This is a genomic window from Klebsiella sp. Lac1 (genome assembly GCF_009825425.1).
Taxonomy (GTDB): Bacteria; Pseudomonadota; Gammaproteobacteria; order Enterobacterales; family Enterobacteriaceae; genus Klebsiella; species Klebsiella electrica.
The window spans coordinates 818,375-834,157 of record NZ_VJZJ01000001.1; the positions used below are offsets into that span (position 1 = coordinate 818,375).

The 15,783-nt window shown below is 57.1% G+C and carries 12 protein-coding genes; 5 read left to right on the top strand and 7 right to left on the bottom strand.

The genetic code is table 11. The features are described 5' to 3' along the window. Positions 1 to 71: 71 nt before the first annotated feature. The gene (pncB, locus tag FNY10_RS03890) at positions 72 to 1,274 is read right to left on the bottom strand and encodes a nicotinate phosphoribosyltransferase (RefSeq protein ID WP_100685601.1); all 1,203 of its coding nucleotides are present in this window, start codon (positions 1,272 to 1,274) and stop codon (positions 72 to 74) included. A 331-nt stretch (positions 1,275 to 1,605) separates the two neighbouring features. Between pncB and pepN the strand changes: the two genes are divergently transcribed. After that, entirely contained in the window at positions 1,606 to 4,221 is a 2,616-nt protein-coding gene (gene pepN / locus FNY10_RS03895) for an aminopeptidase N (protein ID WP_131048340.1), read from the top strand. Positions 4,222 to 4,312: 91 nt separating this feature from the next. On the opposite strand, the gene ssuB is transcribed toward pepN, so the two are convergent. From ssuB to ssuE, 5 genes are read right to left on the bottom strand one after another with little or no spacing between them, the layout of a single operon-like run. Then, positions 4,313 to 5,086: an aliphatic sulfonates ABC transporter ATP-binding protein gene (gene ssuB, locus FNY10_RS03900; RefSeq protein ID WP_100685603.1), complete on the bottom strand. Its 774-nt coding sequence runs from the start codon at positions 5,084 to 5,086 to the stop codon at positions 4,313 to 4,315. Beyond that, on the bottom strand, positions 5,083 to 5,874 hold the full coding sequence (ssuC, locus tag FNY10_RS03905) for an aliphatic sulfonate ABC transporter permease SsuC (protein ID WP_141964986.1): 792 nt from the start codon (positions 5,872 to 5,874) through the stop codon (positions 5,083 to 5,085). The genes ssuB and ssuC overlap by 4 nt, the downstream gene beginning before the upstream one ends. Before the next feature lie 10 nt (positions 5,875 to 5,884). Next, positions 5,885 to 7,030, bottom strand: coding sequence for an FMNH2-dependent alkanesulfonate monooxygenase (ssuD, locus tag FNY10_RS03910; protein ID WP_160703957.1), 1,146 nt, complete (start codon positions 7,028 to 7,030; stop codon positions 5,885 to 5,887). Then, positions 7,027 to 7,989: a sulfonate ABC transporter substrate-binding protein gene (locus FNY10_RS03915; RefSeq protein WP_160703955.1), complete on the bottom strand. Its 963-nt coding sequence runs from the start codon at positions 7,987 to 7,989 to the stop codon at positions 7,027 to 7,029. The genes ssuD and FNY10_RS03915 overlap by 4 nt, the downstream gene beginning before the upstream one ends. Further along, positions 7,982 to 8,557: an NADPH-dependent FMN reductase gene (gene ssuE, locus FNY10_RS03920; RefSeq protein WP_100685607.1), complete on the bottom strand. Its 576-nt coding sequence runs from the start codon at positions 8,555 to 8,557 to the stop codon at positions 7,982 to 7,984. Before ssuE ends, FNY10_RS03915 begins: the two co-directional genes overlap by 8 nt. Positions 8,558 to 8,807: 250 nt before the next feature. Between ssuE and pyrD the strand changes: the two genes are divergently transcribed. Beyond that, a complete protein-coding gene (pyrD, locus tag FNY10_RS03925) occupies positions 8,808 to 9,818 on the top strand; it encodes a quinone-dependent dihydroorotate dehydrogenase (RefSeq protein ID WP_160703953.1) in 1,011 nt (336 codons plus the stop codon). A 166-nt stretch (positions 9,819 to 9,984) separates the two neighbouring features. Continuing rightward, positions 9,985 to 10,527 (top strand): cell division protein ZapC, encoded by a 543-nt coding sequence (gene zapC / locus FNY10_RS03930; RefSeq protein ID WP_100685639.1) that lies wholly within the window; start codon positions 9,985 to 9,987, stop codon positions 10,525 to 10,527. Between the two features lie 6 nt (positions 10,528 to 10,533). Here zapC and FNY10_RS03935 read toward each other — a convergent pair whose 3' ends face one another. Beyond that, positions 10,534 to 11,649 (bottom strand): YcbX family protein, encoded by a 1,116-nt coding sequence (locus tag FNY10_RS03935; RefSeq protein ID WP_160703951.1) that lies wholly within the window; start codon positions 11,647 to 11,649, stop codon positions 10,534 to 10,536. A gap of 98 nt (positions 11,650 to 11,747) precedes the next feature. On the opposite strand from FNY10_RS03935, the gene rlmKL reads away from it, so the two are divergent. Both rlmKL and FNY10_RS03945 read left to right on the top strand, forming a co-directional pair. Then, entirely contained in the window at positions 11,748 to 13,853 is a 2,106-nt protein-coding gene (gene rlmKL / locus FNY10_RS03940; RefSeq protein WP_160703949.1) for a bifunctional 23S rRNA (guanine(2069)-N(7))-methyltransferase RlmK/23S rRNA (guanine(2445)-N(2))-methyltransferase RlmL, read from the top strand. Positions 13,854 to 13,865: 12 nt separating this feature from the next. Beyond that, positions 13,866 to 15,773 carry an ABC transporter ATP-binding protein gene (locus FNY10_RS03945; RefSeq protein ID WP_160703947.1) on the top strand — a complete coding sequence of 636 codons (1,908 nt, stop codon included), beginning with the start codon at positions 13,866 to 13,868 and terminating at the stop codon, positions 15,771 to 15,773. Positions 15,774 to 15,783: the final 10 nt, after the last annotated feature.

Below are 15,783 nucleotides of genomic sequence, written 5' to 3' on the forward strand. Positions count from 1 at the left end.
CAAGGGGAGTTTTCGGAAATAAATAAACAACAAGGAGCCAGAACGGCTCCTTGTGGCGATAAATGTGGTGATTAACTGGCCTTTTTCACCGGCGGAAGGTCAAAGGCTTTACGCAGGGCCCGGACAAAGGCCTTGTCGTGGCAGATGGTTTTCCCCGGACTGTCGGAGAGTTTCGCGACCGGCTTACCGTTACATTCCACCAGCTTTATCACGATGTTTAGCGGTTTAACCTGCGGGATATCGCAGGTTAAACGGGTGCCAATACCGAAGCTCAGATTGACCCGCGAAGAGAAGTGGCGATAGAGATCGACGGCTTTCGCCAGATCGAGGTTATCGGAAAAGACCAGCACTTTACTCATGGGGTCGATTCCCAGCTTCTGGTAATGGGCGATGGCTTTTTCGCCCCATTCTACCGGGTCGCCGGAATCGTGGCGCAGTCCCTGGTAGCGGCTGGCAAATTCCGGGCCGAAATCCCGCAGGAAGGCGTCCATAGTAATGCAGTCGGTGAGGGCGATGCCGAGCCGGTCAGGATACTCTTCCAGCCAGGCTGCCAGCGCTGCGCGCTGGCTGTTGGCTAAACTGGGGCTGATTTGCTGATGCGCCTGGAACCATTCATGCGCCTGGGTGCCCATTGGCGTCAGATGAAGCCGACGAGCCAGATCGTAGTTGCTGGTACCGATAAACCACGGTTCCTGCTGCAGACGTTTGACGATGGCCTGCTGTACTTCGCGCGAGAAGCGGCGGCGGGTGCCGAAGTCCATCAGGCGGAAGCGGCTGAGATCGAGATCGGCGGTGATTTGCGCAAAACCGGCCAGCTTGTGTTCGAGGGTTTCCAGCGCTAAATCGACGCCGATTTCCGGCGAGCGGTAATGATGGACCAGCTCACTAATCACCGCCAGCAGCGGAACTTCCCACATGATGACTTCACGCCACGGGCCGGACAGGCGAATATTCAACTTGCCATTGTCGTTGGTGACGGTGACCTGGCCCGGGTCGTAGCGGAAGTCGCGCAGCCAGTCGAGATAGTCATGGGAAAAGAACGGCAGGGTAGATAACCAGTGATATTCATCGTCCTGCAGCTTCAGGTCGCGCATGGTTTCAACCTGCTCGCGAATTGCGTCGGCATAGATACCGAGCAGATCGTCCCCGCGGCAGCGGAACTCCGCCGCAACGTGTACATCGCCGTAGCGGTGGAAGACAGCCTGTTGCATATGCAGCTTGTAGGCGTCCGTATCGAGCAGCGAGTGCAGTACAGGAGAAGTGAATTGTGTCATGGTGCGCAGTAGCGTCCTCTCACTGGAGCGTTTCCATCAAAAACCGAAGCAGAAAAAAGGAGGCGGAGTATACCTTTATTACCCGACTCTGTCCCGCAGTGACGGCCGATGGCAACGCTGACGGTCATTTGCGAGGCCTAGTTTAATATATTGAACAGGGATCACACCACAAGCTTTGCACCGGGTCGAGCGCATTTCGTGCCTCTTAGTGTTATCAATATGTAGCAATTTTCGTGTTTAGCGTTGAAAAGATGAAGATTCTGCATAGCGCGATCTACGCAACAGGAATAGACTGGGTTTGACACTTTATGGAACATGCTAAAGGTTTTTTATGACACAACAGCCCCAAGCCAAATACCGCCACGACTACCGTGCGCCGGATTATCTCATTAGCGATATCGATTTGACCTTTGACCTGGATGCCGGGAAAACCGTGGTTACGGCTGAGAGCAAAGTCTCCCGTCACGCGGCGGCGTCCGATGTGCCGTTGCGTCTGGATGGCGAAGACCTGACGCTGGTCTCCCTGCTGGTGGATGGCCAGCCGTGGAGCAACTATAAAGAAGAAAATAACCAGCTGGCGATCGGCGGATTGCCGGAACATTTCACCCTGACCATCGTCAATGAAATCAGCCCGGCGGCGAATACCGCCCTGGAAGGTCTCTATCAGTCTGGCGAAGCCCTGTGCACCCAGTGCGAGGCGGAAGGCTTCCGTCATATTACCTGGTATCTGGATCGTCCGGATGTGCTGGCCCGCTTCACCACTAAAATTATCGCCGACAAAGCGAAATATCCGTTCCTGCTCTCCAACGGCAACCGTGTGGCGCAGGGCGAGCTGGAAAATGGTCGTCACTGGATCCAGTGGCAGGACCCGTTCCCGAAACCGTGCTATCTGTTTGCGCTGGTCGCCGGCGACTTCGACGTATTGCGCGATACCTTCAAAACCCGTTCCGGGCGTGAAGTGGCGCTGGAGCTGTTCGTTGACCGCGGCAATCTCGACCGCGCGCCGTGGGCGATGACCTCGCTGAAGAACTCGATGAAATGGGACGAAACCCGTTTTGGTCTTGAGTACGATCTCGACATCTATATGATTGTCGCCGTCGACTTCTTTAATATGGGGGCGATGGAAAACAAAGGGCTGAACGTCTTTAACTCCAAATATGTACTGGCCCGCACCGATACCGCCACCGATAAAGATTATCTCGATATTGAACGCGTCATCGGCCACGAATACTTCCATAACTGGACCGGCAACCGCGTGACCTGCCGCGACTGGTTCCAGCTGAGCCTGAAAGAAGGGCTGACCGTGTTCCGCGATCAGGAGTTCAGCTCCGATCTCGGTTCGCGCGCCGTGAACCGGATTAACAACGTGCGCACCATGCGCGGTCTGCAGTTCGCCGAGGACGCCAGCCCGATGGCCCATCCGATTCGCCCGGATAGCGTCATCGAGATGAATAACTTCTATACCCTGACGGTGTATGAGAAGGGCGCCGAAGTGATCCGCATGCTCCATACGCTGCTGGGCGAAGCCAATTTCCAGAAAGGGATGCAGCTGTACTTCGAACGCCACGACGGCAGCGCCGCCACCTGCGACGATTTTGTTCAGGCGATGGAAGATGCCTCTAACGTCGACCTGTCGCATTTCCGCCGCTGGTACAGCCAGTCCGGCACGCCGGTGGTGAGCGTCCATGATGACTACAACCCGGAAACCGAACAGTACACGTTGACCATCAGCCAGCGCACGCCGCCGACCGCGGAACAGCCGGAGAAACAGCCGCTGCACATTCCGTTCGAGATAGAACTGTATGATAACGAAGGTAAGGTGATCCCGCTGCAGAAGGGGGGGCATCCGGTGCATCACGTGCTGAATGTGACCCAGGCCGAGCAGACCTTTGTCTTCGACAACGTCTACTTCCAGCCGGTACCGGCGCTGCTATGCGAATTTTCCGCTCCGGTGAAGCTGGAGTATAAATGGAGCGACCAGCAGCTCACCTTCCTGATGCGCCACGCGCGCAACGACTTCTCCCGCTGGGATGCCGCGCAGAGCCTGCTGGCAACCTACATCAGGCTGAACGTCAACCGCCATCAGCAGGGTCAGCCGCTGTCGCTGCCGATTCATGTGGCCGACGCATTCCGCGCGATCCTGCTGGATGAGAAGATTGACCCGGCGCTGGCGGCTGAAATTCTGACATTGCCTTCCGCCAATGAAATCGCTGAGCTGTTTGCCATCATCGACCCGATCGCCATTGCCGCGGTCCGTGAAGCGCTGACCCGCACGCTGGCGAAAGAGCTGGCGGACGAGTTCCTCGCGGTTTACAACGCCAACAAGCTGGCGAGCTATCGCGTGGAACACGCCGATATCGGCAAGCGTTCACTGCGCAATACCTGTCTGCGCTATCTGGCGTTCGGCGACGTTGCGCTGGCGGATAAGCTGGTCGTCGCCCAGTATCATCAGGCTGACAATATGACCGATGCGCTGGCCGCCCTGTCGGCCGCGGTCGCCGCGCAGCTGCCTTGCCGCGATGCCCTGATGCAGGAGTATGACGACAAATGGCATCAGGACGGCCTGGTGATGGATAAATGGTTTATCCTGCAGTCCACCAGCCCGGCGGACAATGTTCTGGAGACGGTACGCGGCCTGCTGAATCACCGCTCGTTTAGTATCAGCAACCCGAACCGTGTACGTTCGCTGATTGGCGCGTTTGCCGGCAGTAACCCGGCGGCATTCCACGCCGAAGATGGCAGCGGCTATCAGTTCATGGTGGAGATGCTGACCGAGCTCAACAGCCGCAACCCGCAGGTGGCCTCCCGCTTGATTGAGCCGTTGATTCGCCTGAAACGCTACGATGCTAAACGCCAGGCGCTGATGCGCGCGGCGCTGGAGCAACTGAAAGGTCTGGAGAATCTCTCCGGAGATCTGTTCGAGAAAATCAGTAAGGCTTTGGCGTAAGGCGATACCATTCCCGGATAACGGCGCGGATGCGCCTTATCCGGGCTATCAACACCCTCAGACGGTAGCCGCCCCGGTAAGCGCAGCGGGATTAACCGTGGCTCAATAAGCGCGGCGCCGATTCGCTCTTACCACGTTTCATCACTCTGTTCAGTACTTCGGCTTCCAGTTCAGCCAGTCTGGCCGAACCGGTGCGCCGCGGCCGCGGAATATCGACGGCGACATCGAGGCCAATTTTCCCTTCTTCAATCAACAGCACCCGGTCCGCCATGGCCACCGCCTCACTGACATCATGGGTGACCAGCAGTACGGTAAAACCGTATTCTTCCCACAGCGAGACGATCAGATCCTGCATCTCCAGCCGGGTTAACGCATCGAGCGCGCCCAGCGGTTCATCGAGTAGCAGCAGGCGAGGGCGATGAATCAGCGCGCGGGCCAGCGCAACGCGCTGTTTTTGTCCGCCGGAGAGCGCCGCCGGCCAGTCACCGGCGCGGTTTTCCAGACCAACGCTGGCCAGCGCCTGCAGGGCGGCATCACGCCACTGGCCCTTCAGCCCAAGACCGACATTGTCGATCACCGATTTCCACGGCAGCAGCCGCGAGTCCTGGAACATCATGCGGCTGTCATCCTGAACCTGCGCCAGCGGCGTTGAACCGGCCAGCAGCTCGCCGCCGTTAGGTTTTTCGAGCCCCGCCAGCAGACGCAGCAGGGTACTTTTGCCGCCGCCGCTGCGCCCGACCACCGCGACAAACTGCCCGGTCGGAATATGTAAATCCAGTGCGTTAAGAATGGTATTTTCGCCGTAGCGTTTGGTCACGCCGTTAAGCAACAGCGGGATCCCTGGGTTCAGACGGGCAGTCGTCATGCGTTGGCCTCCTGAAGATGATAAGCCGGGTTCCAGCGTAGCCACGCGCGTTCCAGCAGCTGCGCGCTGACGTCGGCCAGTTTGCCAAGAATGGCGTAAAGAATAATGGCGACAACCACCACATCCGTTTGTAAAAACTCCCGCGCATTCATCGCCAGATAGCCGATGCCGGCGTTAGCGGAGATGGTTTCGGCGACAATCAGCGTTAACCACATCAGCCCGAGGGCGAAGCGGATGCCGACCATTATCGAGGGCAGGGCCCCCGGCAGAATCACATGGCGGAACAGGGCGAAGCCGGACAGGCCATAGCTACGCGCCATTTCCACCAGTCCGCGATCGATATTGCGGATGCCGTGCCAGGTGTTGATGTAGATAGGGAACATGGTCCCCAGCGCGACGAGGAAGATTTTGGCGCTTTCATCAATGCCAAACCATAAAATAACCAGCGGAATCAACGCCAGATGCGGGACGTTGCGCAGCATCTGAATCGAGGTATCCAGCAGCCGCTCCCCCCAACGCGACAGGCCGCTTATCAGGCCCAGCACCAGCCCGATGGAGCCGCCGATGGCGAAGCCCAGCAGAGCGCGCCATGAACTAATGGCCAGGTGTTGCCACAGTTCGCCGCTGGCGGAAAGCGTCCAGAAGGCCTTGAGTACCCCTTCCGGAGAGGGAAGGATGCGGGTGGATAGCCAGCCGACGGAAGAGGCGAGCTGCCAGATGATGACGGTTCCCACCGGCAGAAGCCAGGGGGCGACCCGCAGCAGCAGTTTTTGCGCGGACGTAGCCATGATGTACTCCTTAGCTTTGTGCGACTTTGCGCGGAATAAACTCGTTGGCCACCGCCTCGCCCTGCAGGCGCAGAGGCTGCGGCTGAGGAATCGACGGGATAGTGATATCCAGCAGCGGGAACAGCAGTTCGCCGACGCGATAAGCCTCTTCAAGATGCGGATAGCCGGAGAAGATAAAGCTATCGATACCCAGCGCCGCATATTCATTGATTCGTTTGGCTACGGTAGGCGCATCGCCGACCAGAGCGGTTCCCGCCCCTCCACGCGCCAGCCCGACGCCAGCCCACAGGTTAGGGCTGATTTCAAGCTTGTCGCGCCGACCGTTGTGCAACGCGGCCATCCGCTGCTGTCCGACGGAATCGGTTTTGGCAAACGCGGCCTGCGCCCGGGCAATGGTATCGTCATCAAGATGCGAGATGAGGCTTTCGGCCGCTTCCCAGGCTTCTTCATTGGTTTCCCGCACAATGACATGCAGACGAATACCGAAGCGAACCGTACGACCGTGACGGGCGGCTTTTTCACGCACCTGGGCGATTTTTTCCGCAACCTGCTCCGGCGGTTCTCCCCAGGTGAGATAGAGATCGACCTGCTCGGCGGCGAGCTCTTGCGCCACATCGGACGAACCGCCAAAGTAGAGCGGCGGACGCGGCTGCTGCTGGGGCGGAAACAGCAGTTTCGCGCCGCGCACCCGCTGGTGTTTTCCATCGAAGGTGACGGTTTCGCCTTCCATCAGGCGGCGCCAGATATGAGTAAATTCAGCCGAGGCTTCGTAACGTTCGGTATGGTCGAGGAAAACCCCATCGCCGGCAAGCTCCTGCGGGTCGCTGCCGGTCACCAGGTTAAACAATGCCCGGCCGTTGGACAGGCGGTCGAGCGTCGCGGCCTGGCGGGCGGCGACCGTCGGGGAGGTGACGCTCGGGCGCAGGGCGACAAGAAATTTCAGGCGCTGGGTGACGGGAATCATCGAAGCGGCAACCAGCCACGCATCTTCGCAGGAGCGCCCGGTCGGGATCAGCACACCGGTAAAACCGAGGCGGTCCGCGGTTTGCGCAATTTGTTGCAGGTAGCCGTAATCAACCGGGCGGGCGCCTTCTTCGGTCCCCAGGTAGCGACCATCACCGTGGGTCGGTAAAAACCAGAACATATTCAGACTCATGATTTCGCTCCTTGTGCGGTTGCGGGCTGCCAGATGCGGGTGCGGATGTCGACTTTTTTCGGCACCAGTTTGTTCTCGTAGAACAGATCGGCGGTTTGCTGCTGCCGGGCGGCGGTTTCGCGACTGACCGGAGTAATGGTGGTCGGCGGCCGGTGGTCCAGATAACTGGCGATCACCGCTTCAGGGAGTCCCATCGTTTTTGCCAGCAGGGTAATACTTTGCGGGCGTTGGCTCAGCGTCAGGGCATCCGCCTGGCTGAAGGTGTCGAGCACGCCGCTAATAAAGGCGCCATTTTTCTCCGCATAGGGGCGCGAAGCCAGATAGAAAGAGCCGGTTTGTTTCAGATCGGTTCCGTCTTTGAGCACCCTGGCGCTCGCTTGTTGCAGAGCGGCGGAATAGTAGGGATCCCAGATAGCCCAGGCATCAACATTGCCCTGTTGAAATGCCGCGCGGGCGTCCGCGGGGGCAAGATAAACGGGTTGAATATCGCTGAATTTCAGGCCCGCCTGCTGTAGTGCCCTGAGCAGCAGGTTGTGGGAGCTGGAGCCTTTCTGAAACGCGACTTTGCGCCCCTTCAGTTCAGCGACGGTTTTGATCGGGCTGTTTTCCGCGACCAGAATCACTTCCGCTTTTGGCTTCGGCGGTTCCGCGCCGACATAAACCAGATCGGCTCCGGCGGCCTGGGCGAAAATCGGTGGGATATCACCGGTACTGCCCAGATCGATACTGCCGACGTTTAGCGCCTCAAGCATTTGCGGGCCGGCGGGAAATTCTACCCACGAGATTTTGGTGTTTGGGTAGCGCTTTTCCAGCAGCTGATGGCTTTTGGCCAGCACCATACTGACGCTGCCTTTTTGGTAGCCGATGCGCAGCGCATCCGGCGCGGATTGTGCCGCCTGGCTCAGGGCCGATAGCGTCAGCAACCCACTCAGCGCGAGGGTTTTGAGAAGGTTACGCATGTTCCACCCCATGGAGAGTCTTGAGCGCGGGAGCGCGGCTGGTCGGACGGTGCAGCGCCTGCCAGAAGGTCTCCAGCGCCAGATCGAGTCGCCCCTGCAGATTAGGGGTAAACTGCGGTTTATGTTGATAGTCGGTGACCTGACTATCGTCAGCGAACACGCCGTGCAGAATCTCCTGCGCTTTGAGGGCGTTGAGCACCGGTTTTAGCGCATAATCCACCGCCAGCATGTGGGCAATCGTGCCGCCGGTCGCCAGCGGCAGGACGATTTTCCCCTCCAGCGCCCGTTCCGGGAGCAGGTCGAGCAACGTCTTCAGCGCGCCGGAAAAAGAGGCCTTATACACCGGGGTGGCGATGATAAGCCCATCGGCGCCGGCCAGCTGTTCGTTCAGCGTATGTAACGCCGGATTATCGAAGCGAGCGTACAGCAGGTCTTCCGGAGCAAAATTTTGCAGATGCCAGTGGCAGACTTCAACGTCTGCCGCGGAGAGCGTCTCTCTGGCATATTCCAGAAGTGCGCTGGAACGGGAAGGGTAACGCGGACTGCCCGCAAGTGTAATAACACGCATCTTCTCTCTCCTTATAACCAAATGTTTGCATTTATCTATAATTGATAACATTTGCTGGCAGTGTGACAGAGCCGATTTATTTCCCTAAATGATTTTTCCACCCTTGTTTTGTCAAAAATTGCATAATGCGGGGGAGAAAAGTAAACGTTTGCGTTGGATGCGAGATTTTTTGTCGCAGGTCAATTCCCTTTCCGGCGTCGATCGAACATAATACGCCCCCGGTTTGCACACCGGGAATCCAGGAGAGTTCATGTACTACCCCTTCGTTCGTAAAGCCCTTTTTCAGCTCGATCCTGAGCGCGCTCATGAAATTACTTTTCAACAATTACGTCGTGTATCAGGTACGCCGCTGGAAATGCTGGTCCGTCAGAAGGTGCCGTCCAAACCGGTCACCTGTATGGGACTCACGTTTAAAAACCCGCTGGGTCTGGCCGCTGGGCTGGACAAGAACGGCGAGTGCATTGATGCGCTCGGCGCCATGGGGTTTGGCGCCATTGAAATCGGTACCGTAACGCCGCGTCCGCAGCCGGGGAATGATAAGCCGAGGATCTTCCGCCTGGTGGATGCCGAAGGTTTGATCAACCGCATGGGCTTTAATAACCACGGTGTTGATAACCTGGTTGAGAACGTAAAAAAGGCGCATTTTGACGGTATTCTCGGTATTAATATCGGTAAGAATAAAGATACGCCGGTTGAGCAGGGTAAAGATGATTATCTGATTTGTATGGAAAAAGTCTATCCATATGCCGGGTATATCGCCATTAATATCTCCTCACCGAATACCCCGGGCCTGCGCACCTTACAATACGGCGATGCCCTCGATGACTTACTCTCTGGTATTAAAAATAAGCAGCTTGAGCTGCAGCAAAAACATCAAAAATATGTCCCTGTCGCGGTGAAGATCGCCCCGGATCTTTCTCTTGAGGAATTGATCCAGGTGGCCGACAGTTTAGTTCGGCATAATATTGATGGCGTCATTGCCACCAATACTACCCTCGATCGTTCGCTGGTCCAGGGAATGAAATTCTGTGATGAAACGGGTGGCCTCAGCGGTCGTCCATTGCAATTAAAGAGTACGGAAATTATCCGTATGCTGGCGACAGAATTAAATGGTCGTTTGCCCATTATCGGAGTCGGAGGGATTGACTCGGTGATCGCGGCACGGGAAAAAATCGCTGCCGGTGCAAGCCTCGTCCAGATTTATTCCGGATTTATTTTTAAAGGCCCTCCGCTGATTAAAGAAATTGTTACCCATATCTAATCTTTTCCCCCTCTGATCCCCCCAGGGCTTTATTTCCGGCCCTGGTTGTTTTATATTCCTCCACTGTTGCTTATTTAGACATTTTAGTCTTTTCTTAATTTTGGAAATTATTCTGTTGCAGGCTGCCATTGCATTACAGATGCACGGGAAAGAGGACGGGGAAACGATGCGAATTAAACCTGACGATAACTGGCGTTGGTATTACGATGAAGAGCACGATCGCATGATGCTCGATTTGGCCAATGGTATGTTGTTCCGTTCGCGGTTTGCGCGTCGGATGTTGACGCCCGATGCCTTCGCGCCTTCCGGATTCTGTGTTGACGATGCCGCGCTGTATTTCTCTTTTGAAGAAAAATGTCGCGATATTGAGTTATCTAAAGAGCAGCGCGCGGAATTAGTTCTCAACGCGCTGGTCGCCATTCGCTTCCTGAAACCGCAAATGCCAAAAAGCTGGCATTTCACAACGCATGAAATCTCCTGGCAGCCCGCCACCGGCGATGCCGCCAGCGCCTGGCTCAGCGATAGCGGACAGCAGGTGAATCTGCTGGTGATTGAACCGGGCGAAAATGCCGCGCTCTGCCTGCTGGCGCAGCCAGGGGTAACGGTCGCCGGGCGAGTCATGCAGCTGGGGGATGTGATTAAAATCATGAACGACAGGCTGCAACCGGCACAGGGTATGACCAGCTACAGCCTGGGTCAGGCGGTTTAAAACGCGCTAAGGCACCAGCCGTAAGGCCGTTTTCGGTATACAGCTACAGCACAGAATCGTACCATCGTCAGCGACCGCGTTTTTCTTCAACGGGCTGACCTCGCCTTCTTCCAGTCTGATGCGGCAACTGCCGCAAATGCCCGCCCGACAAGAGTAGGGGATGCGAATGCCTTTTTGCTCCAGCTGTTCCAGCAATACCTGCTGATTATTGCCGCTAAACCGCTGTCCCTGCCATTCAATTTCAATCACGGAATCCGGCTGCGCGACGACCGCTGGATTCTCGTCGCTTTCGCTTTCGCCTGCGCCGTAGGCTTTTGCCGGGCCGCGAGTCAGCACTTCCACTTCATCGCCCACGCGCACTACGCCGCTGTTGCGGGCAATCAGGTTTTGCCCAAAATCGACATCGCCATTATCCAGCGCGGTACGGAACCGTTGCAGGGTGGCCAGCGGTTCGCCGGAGGGATGCTTTTGCCCCCGCTCCGGACTGACGGTGGTCAGCACGCAGCGGCTGCAGGGTTTTGCCACATCAAAAACCACCTCGCCAATGCGAATCACTTTCCAGGTATCCTCTTCCCAGGCCGCCGCGCCGGTCACCACCAGGTTAGGGCGAAACTGCTCCATTCGCACGCTGGCCGGACAGCGTTTTTGCAGATCGCGCAGCGAGGCTTCGTTGGCCAGCAGGTAGGGGAAACCATCGGCAAAGGTGAGCGGGACGGCATCATGGCGTTTCACCCGTCGGGTGAGGTGAGGGCCTAACCAGCGGAGCTGAACATCGCGGTTAAAGAAACCGCTGAGCCACTGGTTGATCGCGGGCGGAGCAATCAGCGCGGTGAAGTGATTCCCCCAGACTTCGGTCGGCGCTCCCTGCGGCGAAAAATCGCTGAAGCGCACTATCGCGCTGCTGCCGTCTACCGCCGTCAGATGAATACCGTCGTGCAACGGGGATGGCGTAAACTTCACCATCTGCGGAAACTGGCGGGCAGTAATAAAGGTGCCATCGGTTTCCGTCACCATAAAGGCGCGATCGCAGGCCAGGCCGCTAATATCGGCAAACGCGTGCGTCAGACCAATTCCACGCATGGATTTGACGGGATGAATAAAAAGTCGCGATAGCGTTATCATGCGCTGCCTCTGGGCTTAAAAATAAGCCTTTAACTTTATGACATGAGGCGCATATTGGCTATAATGCGCAACAATTTTCTTTTAGTAAAAGTGACGATATGAATTCTCTGTTTGCCAGTACGGCTCGTGGCCTTGAAGAGCTGTTAAAAACTGAACTGGAAGCACTTGGCGCGGTGGACTGCCAGGTAGTCCAGGGCGGGGTCCATTTTCAGGGAGATACGCGCCTGCTGTATCAAAGCCTGATGTGGAGCCGACTGGCTTCGCGCATCATGCTGCCGCTGGGCCAGTGCAGCGTGTATAGCGACCTGGATCTGTACCTCGGGGTGCAGGCCATTCCATGGACGGAGATTTTCACCCCTGACGCCACCTTCGCCGTGCATTTTAGCGGACTGAACGATGAGATTCGCAACAGTCAGTACGGGGCGTTAAAGGTTAAAGATGCGATCGTCGACAGCTTTACGCGTAAAAATCTGCCGCGGCCCAACGTCGATCGTGAAAATCCCGATCTGCGGATTAATGTCTGGCTGAATAAAGAAACGGCGCATATTTCACTCGATCTCAGCGGCGAAGGTCTGCATCTGCGCGGCTATCGCGACGGCACCGGTATGGCACCTGTCAAAGAGACGCTCGCGTCGGCTATCGTTATGCGCTCTGGCTGGGTTCCGGGAACGCCGCTGCTCGATCCGATGTGCGGTTCCGGTACGCTGCTGATTGAAGCCGCCATGCTGGCGACCGATCGCGCACCGGGCCTGCATCGCGGTCACTGGGGCTTCAACGGCTGGCTGCAGCACGATGACGCGGTCTGGAAAGAGGTGAAGGCCGAAGCGCAGACCCGCGCACGTAAAGGGCTGGCGGCCTATGAGTCGCGTTTCTATGGCTCTGATGTCGATGCCCGCGTCATTGAACGCGCGCGCAGCAACGCCCGTCGCGCGGGCGTCGGCGAACTGATTGCATTTGAAGCGAAAGATGTTGCCCAACTCAGCAACCCGCTGCCAAAAGGCCCGTACGGCACCGTTATCAGCAACCCGCCGTACGGCGAACGTCTTGAAAGCGAGCCGGCGCTGATCGCCCTGCATAGCCTGCTTGGGCGGACGATGAAAACCCAGTTCGGCGGCTGGAATCTGTCGCTGTTCAGCGCTTCGCCGGAGCTTCTTAGCTGTCTGCAATTGCGCGCGGACAAGCAGTTTAAAGCCAAGAATGGCCCGCTGGACTGCGTACAGAAGAACTATCACCTGGCGGAAAACGACGGCAGCGGCGCGGTCTCCCTGGCGGAAGACTTCGCTAACCGTCTGCGCAAAAACCTGAAGAAATACGAGAAATGGGCACGTCAGGAAGGGATCGAGTGTTACCGCCTGTATGATGCCGATCTGCCGGAGTATAACGTCGCGATCGACCGCTACGGCGAGTGGGTTGTGGTACAGGAGTATGCGCCGCCGAAAACGGTGGATGCGCATAAAGCGCGTCAACGTCTGTTCGATGTTATCGCCGCGACGATCTCCGTGCTCGGCATTGCGCCGAACAAACTGGTGCTGAAAACCCGCGAGCGGCAGAAAGGCAAAAACCAGTATCAGAAAATGGCCGAGAAGGGCGATTTCCTCGAGGTTCAGGAGTATAACGCGCGTCTGTGGGTCAACCTGACCGACTATCTGGATACCGGTCTGTTCCTTGACCACCGTATTGCGCGTCGTATGTTGGGCCAGATGAGCAAAGGGAAAGACTTCCTCAACCTCTTTTCCTATACCGGCAGCGCCAGCGTTCATGCCGGCCTCGGCGGGGCGCGTTCGACGACCACCGTCGATATGTCGCGTACTTATCTCGAATGGGCCGAACGTAACCTGCGCCTCAACGGCTTAACCGGGCGCGCGCATCGCCTGATGCAGGCTGATGTGCTGAGCTGGCTGCGCGATAGCGATGAACAGTTCGATCTGATCTTTATCGATCCGCCGACGTTCTCTAACTCAAAACGCATGGAAGATGCCTTCGACGTGCAGCGCGATCACCTGCGTCTGATGACGGATCTCAAACGTCTGCTGCGTAAAGGCGGCACCATTATGTTCTCGAATAACAAACGCGGTTTCCGTATGGATCATGACGGGCTGGCGCAGCTGGGGCTGAAAGCGCAAGAAATTAGCCAAAAAACGCTGTCTCAGGATTTCGCCCGTAACCGTCAGATCCACAACTGCTGGCTGATTACCGCAGCCTGAAAGGAATAAAGAATGTCATTGATTAGTATGCATGGTGCCTGGCTCTCCTTCAGCGACTCTCCGTTGCTGGATAATGCCGAGTTGCATATCGAAGATAACGAACGCGTCTGCCTGGTCGGGCGCAATGGCGCGGGTAAATCCACCCTGATGAAAATCCTTAACCGGGAGCAGGGGCTGGATGACGGGCGCATTATTTATGAGCAGGATCTGGTTGTCGCGCGACTGCAGCAGGATCCGCCGCGTAACGTGACCGGCACCGTCTATGATTTCGTTGCGGAAGGCATCGCCGAGCAGGCGGCCTACCTCAAAGGCTATCACGATGTTTCACAGCTGGTGATGATCGATCCGAGCGACAAGAACCTGAATGAACTGGCGCGTCTGCAGGAGCAGCTGGATAATTTAGGGCTGTGGCAGCTCGACAGCCGTATCAACGAAGTGCTGGAGCAGCTTAATCTCGATGCCAACGCCGAGCTCTCCTCACTCTCCGGCGGCTGGCTGCGTAAAGCGGCGCTCGGCCGTGCTCTGGTCTGCGGGCCGCGCGTGCTGCTGCTCGATGAACCGACCAACCACCTTGATATTGAAACCATTGACTGGCTGGAAGGTTTCCTCAAGACCTTCAAAGGGACCATTATTTTCATCTCGCACGACCGTTCCTTTATTCGCAATATGGCGACGCGAATTGTCGATCTCGATCGCGGCAAGCTGGTGACCTATCCGGGGAACTACGATCAGTATCTGCTGGATAAAGAAGAAGCGCTGCGCGTGGAAGAGCTCCAGAATGCGGAGTTCGATCGCAAACTGGCGCAGGAAGAGGTGTGGATCCGTCAGGGGATCAAAGCGCGTCGTACCCGTAACGAAGGGCGTGTGCGGGCCCTGAAAGCCATGCGCCGCGAACGTGGCGAGCGCCGTGAAGTGATGGGCAGCGCCAGGATGCAGGTCGAAGAGGCCGCACGCTCGGGCAAGATTGTCTTCGAAATGGAGGACGTCAACTACCAGGTTGATGGCAAGGTGCTGGTTAAGGATTTCAGCGCCCAGATCCAGCGCGGTGACAAAATTGCCCTGATTGGCCCGAACGGCTGCGGGAAAACCACGCTGCTGAAATTGATGCTGGGTCAGCTGAAAGCGGATAGCGGACGTATTCACGTCGGGACTAAGCTAGAAGTGGCCTATTTCGACCAGCACCGCGCGGAGCTTGACCCGGATAAAACGGTGATGGACAACCTTGCGGAAGGCAAGCAGGAAGTGATGGTCAACGGCAAACCGCGCCACGTTCTGGGCTACCTGCAGGACTTTATGTTCCATCCGAAACGCGCGATGACCCCGGTGCGCGCGCTGTCCGGCGGCGAGCGTAACCGTCTGCTGCTGGCGCGTCTGTTCCTGAAGCCCAGCAACCTGCTGATCCTCGATGAGCCGACAAACGATCTGGATGTCGAAACCCTCGAACTGCTGGAAGAGCTGGTTGACGGCTATCAGGGCACCGTGATGCTGGTCAGCCACGACCGTCAATTCGTCGATAACACCGTCACCGAGTGCTGGATCTTCGAAGGGGAAGGGCGCATCGGGCAATATGTCGGCGGCTACCACGACGCCCGCGGTCAGCAGGCGCAGTATCTGGCGCAAAAGCAGCAGACTACCAAAAAGACGGTAGAAGTTAGCCAACAGAAAGCAGAAAGTGTCAAACGAGCGTCAGGCAAACTAAGCTATAACCTGCAGCGCGAACTGGAACAGTTGCCGCAACGGCTCGAAGAACTGGAAACCCGGCTGCAAACTCTGCAGGAGCAGGTTGCCGATCCTTCTTTCTTTGGCCAGTCACACGACCATACGCAGCAGGTGCTGGCACAGCTGGCCGAGGCGGAACAGGCGCTGGAAACGGCCTTTGAACGTTGGGAATATCTCGAAGGATTAAAAAACGGCGCATAAGCTGAGGAGT

Excerpts from the sequence above, each read along its gene's own strand:
- ssuC (WP_141964986.1), bottom strand. The coding sequence starts at position 5,874 with ATGGCTACGTCCGCGCAAAAACTGCTGCTGCGGGTCGCCCCCTGGCTT.
- pncB (WP_100685601.1), bottom strand. The coding sequence starts at position 1,274 with ATGACACAATTCACTTCTCCTGTACTGCACTCGCTGCTCGATACGGAC.
- FNY10_RS03945 (WP_160703947.1), top strand. The coding sequence starts at position 13,866 with ATGTCATTGATTAGTATGCATGGTGCCTGGCTCTCCTTCAGCGACTCT.
- pyrD (WP_160703953.1), top strand. The coding sequence starts at position 8,808 with ATGTACTACCCCTTCGTTCGTAAAGCCCTTTTTCAGCTCGATCCTGAG.
- ssuB (WP_100685603.1), bottom strand. The coding sequence starts at position 5,086 with ATGACGACTGCCCGTCTGAACCCAGGGATCCCGCTGTTGCTTAACGGC.
- ssuD (WP_160703957.1), bottom strand. The coding sequence starts at position 7,030 with ATGAGTCTGAATATGTTCTGGTTTTTACCGACCCACGGTGATGGTCGC.
- pepN (WP_131048340.1), top strand. The coding sequence starts at position 1,606 with ATGACACAACAGCCCCAAGCCAAATACCGCCACGACTACCGTGCGCCG.
- rlmKL (WP_160703949.1), top strand. The coding sequence starts at position 11,748 with ATGAATTCTCTGTTTGCCAGTACGGCTCGTGGCCTTGAAGAGCTGTTA.
- zapC (WP_100685639.1), top strand. The coding sequence starts at position 9,985 with ATGCGAATTAAACCTGACGATAACTGGCGTTGGTATTACGATGAAGAG.
- ssuE (WP_100685607.1), bottom strand. The coding sequence starts at position 8,557 with ATGCGTGTTATTACACTTGCGGGCAGTCCGCGTTACCCTTCCCGTTCC.
- FNY10_RS03915 (WP_160703955.1), bottom strand. The coding sequence starts at position 7,989 with ATGCGTAACCTTCTCAAAACCCTCGCGCTGAGTGGGTTGCTGACGCTA.
- FNY10_RS03935 (WP_160703951.1), bottom strand. The coding sequence starts at position 11,649 with ATGATAACGCTATCGCGACTTTTTATTCATCCCGTCAAATCCATGCGT.